This window comes from Sphingobium sp. DEHP117, assembly GCF_030867385.1.
Lineage (GTDB): Bacteria > Pseudomonadota > Alphaproteobacteria > Sphingomonadales > Sphingomonadaceae > Sphingobium.
In genome coordinates, this window is the sequence record NZ_JAPFBJ010000002.1 from 17,575 (window position 1) to 32,825 (window position 15,251).

Sequence of the window (15,251 nt, forward strand, 5' to 3'; positions counted from 1 at the left end):
CGGGTTTGAGCCCGGACGGTCGAGAGAGAGCGCCCACGGGCTCGTCCTGTTCCCGCTCTCCTTTCGAGGTTTTCCCCATGTACGATCGTTCCGCGCCAGCCGCACAAGAACATACGCCGGCATCTCATCTGCCACGCGCCGACCGAACCGCCGCACTGCTCGGCGCCGCCCGATCCATCCTCCCCCATCTCGAAGCCGGCAGACGTGTGGACGCCACCCTACTTCGTGAAGCGATGGAAGCGAGCTTCAACGCGTCCGACGCTGCCGGAGTCTGGGATTGGAAGCTGGCCTATGATGCTTGCGAAGCAGCGACCGTTCTTTTCGTCCGCAAATACGGCAGAGCGCTTTTGCACAAAGCCGGTTCTCCGGCCGCCGCCCTGCCGCTGATCGCGAAAGTCGCCGGGCTGCTTCCCACGCACACGCGCCGCACGATGGACAGCGAGACGTTCCAGCAGTTCTCGACGCCCATCCCGCTCGGACTCATCGCGGCGACCGCTGCCACCATCCTGCCCTCCGACCGTGTGCTCGAGCCTTCGGCAGGGACCGGCTTGCTCGCGATCCTGTCGGAGATCGCGGGCGCGACCTTGATCCTCAACGAACTGGCGGAGACCCGGGCCAACCTCCTCTCCTCGCTCTTTCCGGTCGTTCCCGTCACGCGCTTCGATGCGGCGCAGATCGACGATTACCTGGACCCGGCGATGATCCCGACCGTCGTGCTGCTGAACCCGCCATTCTCTGCACTTGCAAATGTCTCTGGGCGCATGGGCGACGCAGCGCTGCGGCACATCGCGTCCGCGCTCGCCCGCCTCGCCGAAGGCGGGCGCCTGGTGGCCATCACGGGCGCCAATTGCGGCCCGGACCATCCCGCCTGGCGCGAGGCGTTCATGCGCCTGCAGGTGCGCGGGCGCGTCGTGTTCACCGCGAGCATCGACGGCGCCGTCTATGCCAAGCACGGCACCGCCATCGACACGCGGCTCACCGTGTTCGACAAGCTGCCGGCAGACGATCCGGCCCGCTTTCCGGCATCACCGGGAACCGCACCCGACGCGCGCACACTCATGGATTGGGTCACGAAGCAGGTTCCGTCGCGCCTCACGCTGGCGGACTCTCTCGCCCTGCCCACGCCGTCGCCGATGACGTCGAAGCGGGTTGCCCGCCCGAGTGCGCGCGGTCCCGCGAAATCAGCTCTCAGATCCTCACTCGACGAGCCCAGTTACGTGGATCTTGCCTATGAGACCCTCGACTGGCAGCCGGCCGAGGGCGGTCGCCTGACCGACGCCATCTACGAGGAATACGCACTTCAGACGATCCGCATTCCCGGCTCTCAGGCGCATCCGACCAAGCTCGTGCAATCGGCGGCCATGGCGTCGGTAGCGCCGCCAAAGCCAAGTTATCGTCCACGCCTGCCCGAACGGCTCATCAACGAGGGCGTCCTTTCCGACGCGCAGCTCGAAACCGTGATCTATGCTGGCGAGGCGCACACGGGCTTCCTCAGCGGCGCCTGGACCGTTGACGCGACCTACGACCTCGTCTCCGCGGCAACCGACGACGCGGCATCCGCCATCCGCTTCCGACGCGGTTTCATGCTGGGCGACGGCACCGGCGCGGGCAAGGGGCGCCAGTCCGCCGCCATCATCCTCGACAACTGGCTGCGCGGACGGCGCAAGGCCCTCTGGATCTCGAAGTCCGACAAGCTGATCGAGGACGCGCAGCGCGACTGGTCGGCGCTCGGCATGGAGCGCCTGCTCGTGACGCCGCTCTCCCGCTTCCCGCAAGGACGGCCGATCACACTGCCGGAAGGCATCCTATTCACCACCTACGCCACGCTACGGTCCGATGAGAAAGCCGAGAAGGTTTCGCGCGTCCGGCAGATCGTCGATTGGTTGGGCTCAGATTTCGACGGGGTGATCATCTTCGACGAGAGCCATGCCATGCAGAACGCCGGCGGCGGCAAGGGAGAACGAGGTGACGTCGCGCCCTCGCAGCAGGGCCGTGCCGGCTTGCGCCTCCAGCACGCCCTCCCCGACGCCCGCATCGTCTATGTCTCGGCGACAGGCGCCACCACCGTTCACAATCTGGCCTATGCCCAGCGCCTCGGCCTGTGGTGCGGCGAGGACTTCCCCTTCGCCACCAGGGCCGAATTCGTCGCTGCCATCGAAGCCGGTGGCGTGGCGGCGATGGAGGTGCTGGCCCGCGATCTTCGCGCCCTTGGCCTCTATACCGCCAGGTCGCTGTCCTATGACGGGGTCGAGTACGAGCTGGTCGAGCACACGCTCACCGACGAGCAACGCCGCATCTATGACGCCTATGCTGGCGCGTTCTCGATCATCCATAACAATCTCGATGCCGCGATGCGCGCCGCGAACATCACCAGCGAGACAGCCACGCTCAACGCCCGCGCCAAATCAGCCGCCCGTTCGGCCTTCGAAAGCACCAAGCAGCGCTTCTTCGGGCATCTGCTGACCTCGATGAAGACCCCGACCCTGATCCGCTCGATCCAGCGCGATCTCGATGACGGGCACGCGGCTGTCGTCCAGATCGTCTCCACCGGCGAGGCCCTGATGGAGCGGCGACTGGCCGAGGTGCCGACCGAGGAATGGAACGACGTGCGCGTCGACATCACGCCGCGCGAATATGTCCTCTCTTACCTTCAGCACTCCTTCCCGGTGCAGCTCTATGAGCCGTTCACCGACGCGGAAGGCAATCTCTCTTCGCGACCCGTCACCCGCGATGGCCAGCCCGTCGAGAGCCGCGAAGCGGTCGCCCGGCGTGACCGGTTGATCGAGAAACTCGCAAGCCTTCCGCCGGTGCCTGGCGCGCTTGATCAGATCGTCCAGCGCTTCGGAACCGACATGGTGGCCGAAGTCACCGGGCGCGCGCGGCGAATCATCCGCAAAGGTGATCGGCTGATGGTCGAGAACCGTCCCGGCTCTGCCAACCTCGCCGAGACCGCCGCCTTCATGGATGATGCCAAGCGCATCCTTGTGTTCAGCGACGCCGGGGGAACCGGGCGCAGCTACCACGCCGACCTCGCCGCGCGGAACCAGCGCCTTCGCGTCCACTATCTCCTAGAACCGGGCTGGAAAGCCGACGCCGCCATCCAGGGCCTCGGCCGCACGAACCGCACCAACCAGGCGCAGCCGCCACTGTTTCGTCCGATCGCGACGGACGTGAAAGCCGAGAAGCGCTTCCTGTCGACCATCGCCCGCCGGCTTGACACGCTCGGAGCGATCACACGTGGCCAGCGCCAGACCGGCGGACAGGGCCTCTTCAGACCCGAAGACAATCTTGAAAGCCCCCATGCGCGCGACGCGCTGCGCCAGCTCTACCTGCTGATCGTCCGCGGCAAGGTCGAAGGCTGCTCGCTCCAGCTCTTCGAGAGCGCCACCGGCCTCAGCCTGATGGACGAGACCGGCATCCGCGACGAGCTGCCGCCGATCACGACCTTTCTCAATCGACTGCTGGCGCTGACGATCGACCTCCAAGGCGTGTTGTTCACCGCCTTCGAGCAGTTGCTCAATGCCCGGATTGCGGGAGCACTGGCCAGCGGCACCTACGACATCGGGCTGGAAACACTGAAGGCCGAGAGCTTCGTCGTCACCGACCGGCACGCCATCTATACGCACCCGGCCACCGGCGCCGAGACGCGGTTGCTGACAATCACGCAGCGCGAGCGCAACCGGCCCCTGTCGCTTGATCAGGCGTTCGAGCTTCTGGCCGACCCACGGGCAGCCTTGCTCATCAACGAACGATCCGCCCGGGCGGCGGTGCAAGTGCCAGCCCCAAGCATTATGCTGGATGATGGTGAAATCGAACGCCGGGTACGCTTGCTCCGGCCGATGGAACACCACCATGCATCGCTGGCGGCGATGGCGGAGAGCCATTGGCGGGTGGCAGATCGCGATGTCTTCGCGGCGGCGTGGCAGCGCGAACTGGCGCAGATCCCGGAGTTCACCGACAGCTCGATCCATATTGTCGCCGGGCTCTTGCTCCCGATCTGGAAGCGCCTGCCGGACGAGTCCACACGCGTCTATCGCCTCCAGACGGACGACGGCGAACGCATCATCGGTCGGCGAGTCTCTCCGGCGTGGGCGGCGACCGCGCTCTCGACCGGCGCGCCCACACTGACACCTGACGATGCTTTCGCAGCCCTGGCAGCAGGCGGCACGGTCCTTGATCTCGCCGAAGGCCTCCAACTTCACCGCGCGCGGGTGATGGGCGTCCACCGCATCGAACTGTCCGGATTCTCCGACACGATGCGCGACCGTCTTCGCTCCTACGGCCTGTTCCACGAGATCATCTCCTGGAAGCTGCGCATGTTCATTCCCACCGACGCGACCGGCGTGGCCGTTCTCGCCAAGGTGATGGAGCGCTATCCCGTCGCGCGTATCTCCGAACGGGAGGCCGCGTGATGGCCGGCTTCGACGCGTCTGATCTGGCGGCCCGCCTTGCTGGCCAGGCCGAGGCCGTGTGCCGGCACTATCTGTCCAACGGCACAAGACAGGGAGGCTACTGGCTGGTCGGCGACGTTCGCAACACGCCTGGCCGCTCAATGTTCGTGCGGCTCAAGGGGCCGCAGACCGGCAAGGGCGCTGCGGGCAAGTGGACCGACGCCGCCACCGGCGAACATGGCGATCTGCTCGACGTCATCCGCGAAACCTGCGGCCTTCCCGACTTCAAGCAGATTGCCGAGGAAGCCCGGCGCTTCTTGAGCCTCCCGCATCCAGACCCAGCACAAGAGCGGCGACGAGGCAGGACGTCCGCGGCGCCAATGGGATCGCCTGAAGCCGCGAGGCGTCTCTTCGCGATGGCGCAGCCGATCAGGGACACGCTCGCTGAAACGTATCTGCGCAGACGCGGCATTACGTCTTTGCACGAAACCGGATCGCTGCGCTTCCATCCCCGCTGCTACTATCGCCCCGACGAAGACGCGCCGACCGAAATTTGGCCGGCAATCATCGCGGCCGTCACCGATCTGAATGGCGACCTCACCGGCGCGCACCGCACCTGGCTGGATCCCGGCGGCTTCAACGAGGCGACCCTGGGCAAGGCGCCAGTCGAGACACCGAGGCGGGCGATGGGCAATCTCCTCGGGTCTGCCGTGCGCTTCGGACTGCCCGGCTCGGTGATGGCGGCCGGCGAAGGCGTCGAGACCATGCTGTCGCTGCGCTGCGTCCTGCCCACCATGCCGATGGCGGCCGCGCTGTCGGCGGCACATCTGGCTGCCATCCAGTTCCCCGTACACTTGCACCGGCTGTATGTCGCGCGTGATGACGACCCTGCCGGCGATGTTGCGGTGACGACCTTGATGACCCGCGCGGACGAGGCGGGCATCGAGACGCTCATCCTCTCACCGGCCCTCGGCGACTTCAATGAAGACCTCCGGCTTCTAGGATCCGAGGCGCTCCGGGCGGCTATCCGCGTCCAGATCGCGCCCCAGGATGTCGCACGCTTCATGGAGCACGCAGCCTAACCGGAATGGAGGCGGGTGGGTGTTGGTCGAGAACTTTGTGCAAGCCCGCATCTGGGATGACCATTGCGCCAGAGGACTGCGCCCCGGCCTTCCAGAGGGCGATCGGCCATCAGACGGTCCGTCCGGGCAACCTTGTAGCCGACTATTTTCCGGCGGCCCGTTCCACCCCACGCGGGCAAGCCACGCGGGGACCCCGGCTCGGGCCTTTCCATCGCGAGACAAAATAGCCGGCCCCTGCGGTCCTTCGCTCACGCTGCGGCCCCTCGCTTCGCTCCGGGTGCCAGTCCAGCCCGTCCGACGGCTTCGTCGCCATGAAGGCCGCGGCGGTCGCGGTCCAGCGAACGGAGCTTCCCATGAGCGAGCATGACGAGTTTGAACCCGACCATACCTCCTCTCCAACCGATCATGTCCTGACCGAGCTTCAGCTCTACGGCTTCCATCCACGCGACGATGAGCCCGATCCCCGGCCTATCCCGGAAGATCGCGTGATCGCAGGCGCCGTCGCCGACATCTTCGATGCGCTGATCGCCACCATGGCCGACACCGGCCTCGATGCAGACCTGGATGACCTGCTGTGGTCAACGGTCAACAGCTTCCACCGCGCCGTCGAACGGGTCGAACGCACGCTCGACGACAACGAGCAGGCGCAGAAGCAAGGGCAGCGCGAACAGGACGGCTCCGAGGTGAAGGCCGTGCAACTCGAGGCGCTTATCGCTGCGGGGCAGCGACTCATCGAACGCCGCGACGCCCTCGAACTCTTCCGCGACACTGGCGCCGACCTCTACCGCAAGACGACCGGCTCGAACTGGTCTCCCCGCCATGGCTCACGCGTCAACCATCGCCAGTTGACCTCTTCAATGATCGACAGCCGTGACTTCATCGCCGCACGCAAGCGCGCCGACCGCGAGGTGCTACTCCCCGCCGGGCCGAAAATTGCGCTGACCGGTGGGCTCGACTTCAACGACCACCAACTGATCTGGGCCAAGCTCGACCAGGTCCGCGCGAAGCATCCCGACATGGTGCTGATGCACGGCAAGTCGCCGAAAGGGGCCGAGAAGATCGCCGCCCGCTGGGCTGACCACCGCGGCGTTGCGCAGATCGGCTTTGCCCCCGACTGGACCAAGCACGGCCGCTCCGCCCCGTTCAAGCGCAACGATCAGATGCTCGACGTGCTGCCGATCGGCGTCATCGTCTTCCCCGGCACCGGCATACAGGACAACCTGGCCGACAAGGCCAAGAAGCTCGGCATCCCGGTCTGGAGGTTCGGCGGCGCGTGAGCGCCGTCTCTTTTCAAGAAGCAGAAATCAGTCACTTTCGTATCGTGTCGGACGCTATATACGTCATCATTCGTGGTAAGAAGGCTAGATTCTGTATTGGAGTGCTCCCGCAACATGACACTTGTAAGTGCCCGGCTAGACAGCAGTTTCGGATGTCTTCGTATCACCGCCCTAGCGGACAGTCGTGCTTCGATATCCCGTACAGACGGCACCTTCAAGACGATCAACGATACAACAACGAAGCTGTTCGCTATCCCTGTTCGTTGCTTCAGAATTGACAGTCTGACGACCACAGTTGGCGCTTGGACCGACCCATATTTTGAGACACAAGTTGGCATCGGCTTCTCAGGATCGTGTTTTGAGTGTCTCTCGCTTGTTACCCATATCTCCCGCGCGTTCGGCGCGCTCATCGCACCGCAAGGCGATGAACCGAAACCGGAAGGCGCTGGTCTTTTCAAACTGGCAGCGACACTGATCACCGATTATTTCGGCAAACACAGTGGAGACAGCGATCCAGTAGCGCTCTTCCTGCTCTTTGGATTTGACAGCGACAAGCCTTGGATCGGGAAATTGACTTGGCGCTCAGGCGCCCTGGTTGAAGAATTTGTTTGGGCTGACGAAACTACGCTGATGACAATCGGGCAAGACACACTGTTTGAGCAGTACGCAGGCGATCTCCGAAAAAGAATAAAGAAACATCGAGATGACGCTCAAGCGAAATCCGACTCTCTGGAAGATAAAATATCTCACGAACTTTATATTGCTCAACACGAAATTGCAGATAAGAAGATTGTCGAAGAGAAAATGCTGAGAGACATTGAAGATGCGTATTTTGTATCGATTGGCGGCGTTCTGCAACGCCTCGAATTGAGCTGCTATGGCGGCAATGTGGCAGCCGGATATACGCGCGATGACCAGCCCTATATCGACGGTTCCCAACGGTCGGTCACAACCAAGGGAGCGCTAGCTCCGATCCCTATCGTCGAGAAGATGGGCCGACAAATCAAACCGTGGCCGCCGAAAGATCATCAAGACCCGGCCAACAATAGAGGCGTGCTGAGCTCCTGATTTCAGTCGGCTCCGAAATCGTCCAGGCACCGGTCACTGACGACCACCCCGCTTTCCCGCGCTGATCCTTGGTCCGACCGAAGGCCTGAAGCCATCAACCCATGAAGGGTCGGCTACGCCCATTGCGTGCCGCCGCTTCGTCTTCGCCTGCGCGGTGATTGCGGCCCTCGGCCGGACACATCGGGCGCCTGTCAGCGGGGGATGGTCCTCCGCTCGGAACAGGAGCCGGACCGATGTCCCTCAACGACGCTTACGCCTTCGCAAACAGCCTCGCTGGCACCCTGATGGTCGCCATCATCATCTTCCGGGCGGGCGACGGCACGCTGTCCGTCACTCCCTGCAACGAGTTCGACGGCGATGCCGAGATCGTGGCCGAGATCGATCCGTTCGACGTCTGACGTCTGGCGGAACAGCTTCGCGGGCGGAGATCGGTTCGATTTCCGCTCCCGAAGCGCGTCGAATTTGGCTATACTCCGCCTCGCGCCTTGGTGGTGGTGGATGGCGCACCCGTCAGACCTATTCTCACGGAGGCCACCACCATGATCATCTTCGCCATGCTCGGTTCGCTGGCCGCCATCGGCGTACTTTGCTGGTTGTTGTTCACGCTCACCGTCTTTGCGCTTCCGGCCTTCATCGGCGTCAGCGCGGGCATCTGGGCACATCAGACCGGCGCTGGCCTGGTCGGCGCCATCGTCATCGGCGTCGCTGCCGCCGGAATCGCACTCGGCGTCGGCCAGCTTCTGCTCGCCATCCTGCGGCCGGTCTGGCTGAAAATCCTCGTCGCCTTGGCTTTCGTCGCACCCGCGGCCATTGCGGGCTTTCACGCGACGCATGGCATCGTGAAGCACACCATGCCCTCGGAAGCATGGCAGCTCGTGTTCTCGGTCGTCGGGGCAATCGCCGTTGCAGTCACGGCCTTCATCCGCGTGACGTCTTTGACCCCGCCCGGATCGACCAGCCGAGGCATTGCCAACGCCTGAATGCCGAACTGAACAAAGAGCCAGATCAGAAAGCGGCGATGCCCCGCGCGTCAACCGTGGATCTGACGTGGGATCGGGCGAAAAGGCGCGCACGGCAGCGTGTAACCTTTCATCGCGCCGGGCTCGCTTATCGTCTGATCCAAGGCCGCTCATTGGGCAACGAACCGAGCGCAGGTGAACGGGCGGCACTGGCCAGGTGCCCCTCATCAGTAGGACGCGACGTATCAGCTGAGCGCTCAGAAAGTCGATAGCGTGAACCGCACAAGCCGACTTGGCCGATGCCATGCGGCGCCACGTCATCCCCTCAGGATCCAGCCAGATCGAGCGCACCGGAGCGGCCTCTTCAATGGCCTGATCTGGCCGAAGACCGGCTAACGCCTCGCTCGCCTATGGCGCAACAGCGGCGTCACAACTTTCTTCCCCTGCCGGCTGCGCCGTCATTCCTCGCGCGACAAGAAAGTTCCTCCTTTGCTGTCAGGCCCCAAGCCTACCCCAGCAAACTGGGGACCCCAGGCAGGAGTGCGCCGTCGATCGTCTCCGGCCCATCGATCGCCATCGAGGCCGCAATGGTGCGGGCTCGAGACTTCAGATCAAGGAGAACTGACATGGCGACCATCGGCACCTTCAAGAAGACCGGCACGAACGAGTTCACCGGCGAAATCGTCACCCTGAGCGTTCAGGCCAAGAACGTCCGCATCGTCCCCGAGACCCGGGCCACGGGCGAGAACGCCCCCAGCCACCGCGTCCTGGTCGGTCGCGCCGAGATCGGCGCCGCCTGGTCCAAGCGCTCCAACGAGGGCCGCGACTATCTTGGTCTCAAGCTGGACGACCCGAGCTTCAACGCCCCGATCTACGCCAACCTGTTCGACGACGAGGACGGCGAAGGGTTCAGCCTCATCTGGTCCCGCCCCAGCCGCCGCAACGGCGACTGAGGCTCCAGCGACGCCCCGTCCGGTCGATCCGGACGGGGTCTTCGCCTGCCAAAGCATCCGAATCAGCTTGCGGCCTGAACTACTCGAACGACCGCAATAGACGCTCTTCAGTCTGGCCTGAGAAGCTAAGAACGACTATTATAGTCGTAGTTCTGGCGTGCGCGTAGGCCCTGGTGGGAGGTGATCATGCATGATCACCGCCCGACAGTCGCGGGCCGCACGCGCGCTGCTGGGTTGGACACAGGAGACGCTCGCTGACGCAGCCCGAGTATCACTGACCGCGCTCAAGCGCCTCGAGTCGGAAAGCGACTTGAAGGTGTATGAGAGCACACGCGATCAGGTGCGCCGGGCACTCGAGGCGAACGGCATCCTTCTCCTAGTGTCCGACCAAGGTGAAGGGGTGATGCTCGTCCATGGCCGAAAAGCCACCAGCGACATGCGGAAGAGACGCTAGCGCCGGTTCACGACGGCCAACCCGCATTGCGGGCCAACAACCATACCCGTTGCCGTCGAAGTCGGGCTTGGTTAACGCCATCCCCACACACAGGGGCACTGTGATTCCAGGTGGGGCTTCGTGACCAAGGCAGAATTCCTCGAACGGCCGCCCGAGAGCGCGTCGGTCACCGACTATGACCGTCAGCACATGACGCTCTACCTCCGTCTCCTCGATGCTGCGTCGGACGGCGCGGCATGGGAAGAAGCCGTATTGATCCTGTTCGGTATCGACCCGGCTGCCGAACCGGAGCGCGCCCGCCGCGTCCACGACAGCCATCTCGACCGCGCCAGATGGATGACCCAGCACGGCTACCGCGAGCTCGCACACGAGCATCCGCGCCGGTGATGCGGGGGTGATGCCGCGGCGGCATCGCCCGTTTCCTATTCTCCGGCTTCCGCTTTGGTTCGCGTGACGGAATCCTGCCCAGCGAAGCTGCTGCAGGTTTGCTGGCGGAGGATGCATGACCCCCGACATCTCGCATTGGCGATCATCCGAGCACTACGACTACGTCGAAGACCTCGTCTCGCCTGAACTCGCCTGGGAATGGCTGCGCCGGAACGAAGACTATCAGCGCGACTTCGAGGCCGCTCAGGTGGAACCGAACGCCGACACTGCAGCAACCGAGGCGACGAGGTCTCGATGGGGGCTGCGATTTCCTGGTGTCGCCTGCCCTCGACGCCAGAGAGGCCGCGCCCATCTGGGCACCCACATTGAACACTGGCGTTGTGCTGCTGACCGCGCCGCCCGCTATCCTGCCCAAAGACGACAAGTCGCCAACCATTAAGGGCCACGCGGCTGGTCAGTCAGACGCGCAAGGCTTCCACTTCCTTCATCGCCTGACGAACGGCGAACGGCTTCAGATCCTGCGCTTCGCCGGCGCGAGTGGTGCCGAGGGCACGGCGGCCGTCATTCCGCTCGGCCCCGACGGGTTCGATCGGCTCGAGGCAGTCGCCCGCCTATTAAGTTCGCTCCATGGCCGCTCGGTCCCGGCCGACACGCGGCTAACGCGGCAGCAGCGTCACCGTGCGCGACGGATGTTGCAGGCTGTAGACGGCCGTCTCAGCGGCGCCAGCTACCGCGAGATCGCCGCGATCCTGTTCGGCACGCGCGACCTTGCCGATGAACCCTGGAAAACATCCTCACGCCGGTTCGCCACCATGGAACTTGTGCGCGGCGGCCTCGCCATGATCGCTGGCGGCTATCGACGCCTGCTCAGTCATCGCCGTCGACGCTAGCAGGCCGTGTGTGGGGATTTGCTCCCGCCAGCTTCCCACTCCTTCCGCAACGTCGCGCTCCGCCAGGGTAGCCGCCAACCGCCGCTGTCCCCCAGCGGCTCTCGTGCAACCTCGGAGGCCCGATCATGTCACCAAATGGCGCCGGTGTGCCGCAACGCTTTCTCCGCACACCCGAAGCGGCCCGCTTCCTTGGTCTCTCGGATCGCACGCTTGAAAAACACCGGACCTACGGCACCGGTCCCGCCTATCGAAAGCTCGGCGGGCGCGTCGTCTACGCGCTCGAGGACCTGAAAGCCTGGGCAGACCGCGGCTTCGTCACCTCGACGTCTGATCCGCGCGGCAGTGTCCTTCCCGCCAAGCGCCATGCCGCCATAACGCCTGCCTTCGGCGGCGGCCAAGCCCGCTGAGCCGTCCGACATGCCGCCACGGCAACGCCCCCTCTCCCCAAGCGAACGATCACGGCTCGATCCGTTCGTCGTCGCCACCGGTGACGCCAGCCCGCGCGATCAGCGCGATCTGATGGAGCGGCCCTTCTTCTCGCTGGCCAAAGCCAAACGCACCACGCCGATCCTCTACGAGGCCGGCGACGTCCATGTCGAAGTGTTCGCGGTCCCCGAGCATGGCATGGCGACCATCTGGGACGCCGATATCCTGATCTGGGCCGCAAGCCAGATCGTCGAAGCCGCAAACCTCGGGTTCCAGACCTCACGCTTCCTGCGCTTCACCCCTTATCAGCTCCTGACCGCGATCGGACGTCAGACCGGATCGCGCGATTACCGGCTGTTGAAGGGCGCGTTGGCGCGCCTGCAGTCGACCGTCATCCAAACCACGATCCGCAACGGCGAGCATTGGCGGCGCCAGCAATTCTCCTGGATCAACGAGTGGGGGGAATGCACAACGCGCGACGGCCGTGTGGAGGGCATGGAGTTTGTCCTACCCGACTGGCTCTATCGCGGTGTCATCGACCGCTCGCTCGTCCTCGCCATCGATCCCGCCTATTTCCGGCTGACCGGCGGCATCGAGCGCTGGCTCTATCGGGTCGCCCGCAAACATGCCGGCCGTCAGCCTGCGGGCTGGACCTTCGACATTGCGCACCTGCACGCAAAATCGGGTAGCCTGGCGCGCGTCTCCGACTTCGCCATCGACATCCGCCGCATCGTCGCCCGCCAGCCGCTACCCGGCTATCGCTTGGCTTTGGAGCGCGCCGGTCGTCAGGAACGCTTGCTCATCCGCCCTATCAGCTTGTCCACAGGCCCTGTGGATGGCGTTGTGGATGCGATCGGGACTTCGGGCGCAAATGGTATCGGGATTTCGGGCGCAGCCGCCTCGGGACTTCGGGCGCGCGGATCGCAGCTAACCCTCTGGCCTGAAACAGCGATTCCGAGCCTTAACTTAGAGTCTAACAAAGAATCTAACTTCTTGTTGGAGCGGAGCGACGGTGGAAAACCTCCCCGCGGCCGACGGAGCGCGCGGTCATGATCGTCGCGTTGCTCAACCAGAAAGGCGGCGTCGGAAAGACGACGCTCGCGCTCCATCTCGCCGGCGAATGGGCCAGCCGCGACCAGCGTGTCATGCTCATCGACGCCGATCCGCAGGGTTCCTCGCTCGACTGGTCCGAAGCCCGCGCCCGTGAAGGCCTGCCCCGCCAATTCGCCGTCATCGGACTGGCGCGCGACACCTTGCACCGCGAAGCGCCCGAACTGGCGCGCGGCGCCGATCATGTGGTGATCGATGGGCCGCCGCGCGTCGCCGGCCTCATGCGCTCGGCCGTGCTTGCCGCCGATCTCGTCCTTATCCCGGTTCAGCCATCGCCCTTCGACGGATGGGCGTCGGCCGAGATGCTGGCACTGCTCCGTGAAGCACGCCTGTTCCGCCCGTCGCTCGTCGCGCGTTTCGTGCTCAACCGCTGCGGCGCGCGCACCGTCATCGCGCGCGAGACCGCCAAGGCGCTCGCCGAACATGATCCGCCGGTGCTGGCGAGCGCGATCGGCCAACGCGTCGGCTTCGCGGATGCCGCGCAATCCGGCCGCCTGATCTCGGAACTCGATGGCCAGCGCGCCGGTGCGCGCGAGGTCGCCGCGCTCTGCACCGAAGTCGGGAGGCTCGCACCATGACCAGGCGCAGCTTCGCCGCGCGGCCCGGCGACCCGGACACCTGGATCAAGGCCGCCGACGATCCGCGCGGACGCAGGGCTGACGCTATCGCCTACACCGCGCGCCTCACCATCGACGTCACGCCGGACCTGCGCGGCCGGATCAAGGTCACCGCGTTCCAGCGCGGCCAAACCGTCGCTGACATGCTGCGCGAGCTGCTCGCGAACGCATTTCCTGCCGAGGGGGACGGGCAATGAACGCTCCGGCAATTCATGGCGCAGCGGGCGTTCGGCCGTCATCACCTTCGGGTCGGCTCACCGAGGTCGAACTGGTTTGGCGCGAGAAGCAGGTCGAACACTGGATTCGCTTCGGCCATGCGGTCCACGAACAGATCCTCGACCGGCGGCGTCGCGTCCTCAGCTTCCCCGCCGGGGCTGTCTTCGCCTTCGTCCGCTGGGCCTCGAATGGCTTTGGCACCGTCGTCTCACGCATCGACATCCTGCGCGCCGTCAGTGCGGGCGAAGGCTATCAGACGCTGCCCTCGGTACGGCCCGGTGGTGAAATCCTGCTGCAAACGAGCGGCTGGCCGAGCGTCGAACGCGTACTGCTTCTGACCGACGCGATCGAAGCGCTCGACATCGATCCCGCCGAAGCTGCGCCTGACTATTGGCGCCATGTCCACAACCGGCTCGCCGCCGGTGACGTCCCGCGAGCCTACTCCCGCCAGCAGCACCGCGCGTGGCGCTTGCGACAGAGAGCAGAGCCATGACGCGCGCCGGCTACCTGCTGACGACCACGGGTGCCGCGCTCCTGCTGATCACGCTCGCGGTGGTCAACACGGCACCGCGGCTTGTCTGGAACGCATCGGCCAGTGTGCCGGTCGGCCTCTATGAGATCGGCTCGGCTACCCCGCTCGAGGTCACCGACCTTGTCGCGGTCAATGCGCCGGAGCCGCTTGCCGCCTTCCTCGCGGACCGGGGTTATCTGCCGCGCGGCGTGCCGCTCTTGAAGCGCGTTGCCGCACTGCCTGGCCAGACCGTCTGCCGTTCGGGCGCTGACATCACAGTCGATGGAACCCCCGTCGGCAATGCGCTCGACCACGACCGTCTGGGACGCACGCTGCCCATCTGGCAGGGCTGCCACCGGCTCGGCGCGAGCGAACTCTTCCTCATGAATATCGCCGTCCGAGACAGCCTCGACGGCCGCTACTTCGGGCCTCTCGCCGTCACCACTGTGATCGGGCGGGCCACTCCTCTGTACACCGACGAAGACGGCAACGGTCGCTTCGTCTGGCGCGCGCCGACTTGGGTAGACGGCGCAGCCATGACCCGTTCCACCACATCGCCAAGGAGGTTGCCATGACCCTGATCGGAGAATTTACCCGCACCAAGAGCGGCTTTGGCGGCCGCATCCGCACGCTCGCACTCGATGCAGCTCTGGTGCTCGTCCCGGCGGAGCATTCCGACGCGGAGAACGCGCCCGACTATCGCGTTCACCTCGGCGACGATGCCGATGGGCCGGAAGTGGGGGCTGGATGGAAGCGCACCGGCGAGAAGGCCGGCGAGTATGTGTCGTTGCAGCTCGACGATCCGACTTTCGCGCAGCCAATCCGGGCCAACCTGTTCCAGTCGGCGGACAACAAGTCAGCTTGGGGGCTCTACTGGAACCGGCCGACCAAGCGCAGCGAGCGGGATTGA

General features: G+C 65.0%; 17 protein-coding genes and 1 pseudogene. All 18 read left to right on the top strand.

Annotated features, from left to right (window positions below; all coding sequences use genetic code 11):
• The first annotated feature begins 77 nt into the window (after positions 1-77).
• The 18 genes and pseudogenes from OOT33_RS07130 (at position 78) to OOT33_RS07215 (ending at position 15,251) form a co-directional block, all read left to right on the top strand.
• A complete protein-coding gene (locus OOT33_RS07130; RefSeq protein ID WP_307749337.1) occupies positions 78-4,412 on the top strand; it encodes a strawberry notch family protein in 4,335 nt (1,444 codons plus the stop codon).
• The gene (locus tag OOT33_RS07135; RefSeq protein ID WP_307749338.1) at positions 4,412-5,473 is read left to right on the top strand and encodes a toprim domain-containing protein; all 1,062 of its coding nucleotides are present in this window, start codon (positions 4,412-4,414) and stop codon (positions 5,471-5,473) included. The genes OOT33_RS07130 and OOT33_RS07135 overlap by 1 nt, the downstream gene beginning before the upstream one ends.
• Positions 5,474-5,826: 353 nt before the next feature.
• Positions 5,827-6,750, top strand: coding sequence for an SLOG family protein (locus OOT33_RS07140; protein ID WP_307749339.1), 924 nt, complete (start codon positions 5,827-5,829; stop codon positions 6,748-6,750).
• A 114-nt stretch (positions 6,751-6,864) separates the two neighbouring features.
• Positions 6,865-7,818, top strand: a complete 954-nt coding sequence (locus tag OOT33_RS07145; RefSeq protein WP_307749340.1) for a hypothetical protein — start codon at positions 6,865-6,867, stop codon at positions 7,816-7,818.
• Between the two features lie 233 nt (positions 7,819-8,051).
• A complete protein-coding gene (locus OOT33_RS07150; protein WP_307749341.1) occupies positions 8,052-8,216 on the top strand; it encodes a hypothetical protein in 165 nt (54 codons plus the stop codon).
• A 141-nt stretch (positions 8,217-8,357) separates the two neighbouring features.
• Positions 8,358-8,798: a hypothetical protein gene (locus OOT33_RS07155; RefSeq protein ID WP_307749342.1), complete on the top strand. Its 441-nt coding sequence runs from the start codon at positions 8,358-8,360 to the stop codon at positions 8,796-8,798.
• 605 nt (positions 8,799-9,403) lie between these two features.
• Positions 9,404-9,730: a DUF736 domain-containing protein gene (locus OOT33_RS07160; protein WP_293680004.1), complete on the top strand. Its 327-nt coding sequence runs from the start codon at positions 9,404-9,406 to the stop codon at positions 9,728-9,730.
• A 190-nt stretch (positions 9,731-9,920) separates the two neighbouring features.
• On the top strand, positions 9,921-10,184 hold the full coding sequence (locus OOT33_RS07165) for a helix-turn-helix transcriptional regulator (RefSeq protein WP_137803538.1): 264 nt from the start codon (positions 9,921-9,923) through the stop codon (positions 10,182-10,184).
• 120 nt (positions 10,185-10,304) lie between these two features.
• Positions 10,305-10,571: a DNA -binding domain-containing protein gene (locus OOT33_RS07170; RefSeq protein WP_293679995.1), complete on the top strand. Its 267-nt coding sequence runs from the start codon at positions 10,305-10,307 to the stop codon at positions 10,569-10,571.
• Between the two features lie 115 nt (positions 10,572-10,686).
• Positions 10,687-10,872 (top strand): annotated as a pseudogene (locus OOT33_RS07175) (transcriptional regulator domain-containing protein); the annotation flags it as partial.
• A 13-nt stretch (positions 10,873-10,885) separates the two neighbouring features.
• The gene (locus OOT33_RS07180; RefSeq protein WP_307749343.1) at positions 10,886-11,461 is read left to right on the top strand and encodes a DUF2285 domain-containing protein; all 576 of its coding nucleotides are present in this window, start codon (positions 10,886-10,888) and stop codon (positions 11,459-11,461) included.
• Positions 11,462-11,586: 125 nt separating this feature from the next.
• Positions 11,587-11,868 carry an AlpA family transcriptional regulator gene (locus OOT33_RS07185; RefSeq protein WP_293679985.1) on the top strand — a complete coding sequence of 94 codons (282 nt, stop codon included), beginning with the start codon at positions 11,587-11,589 and terminating at the stop codon, positions 11,866-11,868.
• Positions 11,869-11,980: 112 nt separating this feature from the next.
• A complete protein-coding gene (locus tag OOT33_RS07190) occupies positions 11,981-12,940 on the top strand; it encodes a replication initiator protein A (RefSeq protein ID WP_373690530.1) in 960 nt (319 codons plus the stop codon).
• Positions 12,937-13,575: a ParA family partition ATPase gene (gene parA, locus OOT33_RS07195; RefSeq protein ID WP_293679974.1), complete on the top strand. Its 639-nt coding sequence runs from the start codon at positions 12,937-12,939 to the stop codon at positions 13,573-13,575. The genes OOT33_RS07190 and parA overlap by 4 nt, the downstream gene beginning before the upstream one ends.
• Entirely contained in the window at positions 13,572-13,811 is a 240-nt protein-coding gene (locus tag OOT33_RS07200) for a hypothetical protein (protein ID WP_137803543.1), read from the top strand. The genes parA and OOT33_RS07200 overlap by 4 nt, the downstream gene beginning before the upstream one ends.
• Positions 13,808-14,323, top strand: coding sequence for a DUF2840 domain-containing protein (locus OOT33_RS07205; protein ID WP_137803544.1), 516 nt, complete (start codon positions 13,808-13,810; stop codon positions 14,321-14,323). The genes OOT33_RS07200 and OOT33_RS07205 overlap by 4 nt, the downstream gene beginning before the upstream one ends.
• Positions 14,320-14,916, top strand: coding sequence for a S26 family signal peptidase (locus OOT33_RS07210; protein ID WP_293679964.1), 597 nt, complete (start codon positions 14,320-14,322; stop codon positions 14,914-14,916). The genes OOT33_RS07205 and OOT33_RS07210 overlap by 4 nt, the downstream gene beginning before the upstream one ends.
• A complete protein-coding gene (locus OOT33_RS07215; RefSeq protein ID WP_137803546.1) occupies positions 14,913-15,251 on the top strand; it encodes a DUF736 domain-containing protein in 339 nt (112 codons plus the stop codon). Before OOT33_RS07210 ends, OOT33_RS07215 begins: the two co-directional genes overlap by 4 nt.

Excerpts from the sequence above, each read along its gene's own strand:
- OOT33_RS07135 (WP_307749338.1), top strand. The coding sequence starts at position 4,412 with ATGGCCGGCTTCGACGCGTCTGATCTGGCGGCCCGCCTTGCTGGCCAG.
- OOT33_RS07145 (WP_307749340.1), top strand. The coding sequence starts at position 6,865 with ATGACACTTGTAAGTGCCCGGCTAGACAGCAGTTTCGGATGTCTTCGT.
- OOT33_RS07140 (WP_307749339.1), top strand. The coding sequence starts at position 5,827 with ATGAGCGAGCATGACGAGTTTGAACCCGACCATACCTCCTCTCCAACC.
- OOT33_RS07205 (WP_137803544.1), top strand. The coding sequence starts at position 13,808 with ATGAACGCTCCGGCAATTCATGGCGCAGCGGGCGTTCGGCCGTCATCA.
- OOT33_RS07150 (WP_307749341.1), top strand. The coding sequence starts at position 8,052 with ATGTCCCTCAACGACGCTTACGCCTTCGCAAACAGCCTCGCTGGCACC.
- OOT33_RS07155 (WP_307749342.1), top strand. The coding sequence starts at position 8,358 with ATGATCATCTTCGCCATGCTCGGTTCGCTGGCCGCCATCGGCGTACTT.
- OOT33_RS07130 (WP_307749337.1), top strand. The coding sequence starts at position 78 with ATGTACGATCGTTCCGCGCCAGCCGCACAAGAACATACGCCGGCATCT.
- OOT33_RS07215 (WP_137803546.1), top strand. The coding sequence starts at position 14,913 with ATGACCCTGATCGGAGAATTTACCCGCACCAAGAGCGGCTTTGGCGGC.
- OOT33_RS07165 (WP_137803538.1), top strand. The coding sequence starts at position 9,921 with ATGATCACCGCCCGACAGTCGCGGGCCGCACGCGCGCTGCTGGGTTGG.
- OOT33_RS07185 (WP_293679985.1), top strand. The coding sequence starts at position 11,587 with ATGTCACCAAATGGCGCCGGTGTGCCGCAACGCTTTCTCCGCACACCC.
- OOT33_RS07200 (WP_137803543.1), top strand. The coding sequence starts at position 13,572 with ATGACCAGGCGCAGCTTCGCCGCGCGGCCCGGCGACCCGGACACCTGG.
- OOT33_RS07190 (WP_373690530.1), top strand. The coding sequence starts at position 11,981 with ATGGAGCGGCCCTTCTTCTCGCTGGCCAAAGCCAAACGCACCACGCCG.
- OOT33_RS07160 (WP_293680004.1), top strand. The coding sequence starts at position 9,404 with ATGGCGACCATCGGCACCTTCAAGAAGACCGGCACGAACGAGTTCACC.
- parA (WP_293679974.1), top strand. The coding sequence starts at position 12,937 with ATGATCGTCGCGTTGCTCAACCAGAAAGGCGGCGTCGGAAAGACGACG.
- OOT33_RS07210 (WP_293679964.1), top strand. The coding sequence starts at position 14,320 with ATGACGCGCGCCGGCTACCTGCTGACGACCACGGGTGCCGCGCTCCTG.